The 1125-nt window shown below is 68.5% G+C and carries 2 protein-coding genes; both read right to left on the reverse strand.

The window, feature by feature from the left end; translation table 11 throughout:
* Positions 1-48: 48 nt before the first annotated feature.
* Positions 49-537, reverse strand: a complete 489-nt coding sequence (locus AC04L7_RS19185; protein ID WP_435999225.1) for an NUDIX hydrolase — start codon at positions 535-537, stop codon at positions 49-51.
* Positions 538-649: 112 nt separating this feature from the next.
* The coding region (locus AC04L7_RS19190; RefSeq protein ID WP_475513775.1) for a response regulator at positions 650-1125 on the reverse strand (476 nt) is incomplete at its 5' end.

A 1125-nucleotide genomic window follows, 5' to 3' on the forward strand; every position in this document is an offset into this window, starting at 1 on the left:
GTCGACGGTCGCGACTCACGTCGCTCCTACAGGGTCGAGCAGCGCCGCTCAGATCCGCGAGTAGTCCCACGAGACCATGCGGCCCTCGTGGTACGGCATGACGCCGTGGAAGCCACGCGGATCGTCGTCGAACACCAGCGGCAGGAAGTGGCGGTCGCCGTCCCACAGCGGCAGCTCCATGAGCTTCTCCACCGGCACCCATTCCAGCGTGCCTTCCGGATTGCGTTCGAACGGCGTGCCGCTGTAGCGCGTGATGAGGAAGACGAAGCCCAGCCAGTCCTCGCCGAGCTTGCCGAAGCCCGGCCAGCTGATCGTGCCACGCAGYGTCATCGCGTCGCAGTCGATGCCCGCCTCCTCATGGATCTCGCGGCGCATGCCGGCCACCACGTCCTCATCCCGCTCGATCTTCCCGCCCAGCCCGTTGTACTTGCCCAGGTGCTGGTCATCCGGGCGCGCGTTGCGATGGATCAGCAGCACCTGCGAACGATCGGGCGAAAGAACGTAGCCGAGGGTGGCGACGATGGGGGTGTATGGCATGCGCGAACTCCGGAATCCAGGCGCGCATTCTAGCGTTCGCGGTTGTGGGAGCGACGTAAGTCGCGATGACGAACCAGAAGTGCGGACAGTCTCCGCACGTAACCATCGCGACTTACGTCGCTCCCACATCAGAGACCCGTGCGGCCAGCAGCCGGTCCAGCACCGACTTCAACGCCAGCGGCCGCACCGGCTTGGCCAGCAGCGGCAGGTCGGCATCGCGCACCGCGCGGCGGACGGCATCGGTCTGGTCGGCGGTGAGGATCAGGCACGGACGAGCACCGTGCGTGGCGCGCAGACGTTCGGCCAGCGCCACGCCGGTGTCGCCGTCATCTAGATGGAAGTCGAACAACCACAGGTCCGCCGAACGCTCACGCAGCGCCATCTCCGCGCCTGCGCTTCCACCCGCGCTGGCCACGCTGCAGCCCCACCCTTCCAGCACCTGCTGCAGCGCGGACAACGCCGCCGGATCGTTGTCGACGGCCAGCACGTGGCGACCGGCGAGGCCCGGCTTGCCCACGGCCACCGGCGCAGGTGCGGGCGTCGCCACCCGCACCAGGTCCACCGCGAACACGGCACCCTGCCCCAGCC

Source organism: Pseudoxanthomonas sp. LjRoot204_2, from assembly GCF_056175765.1.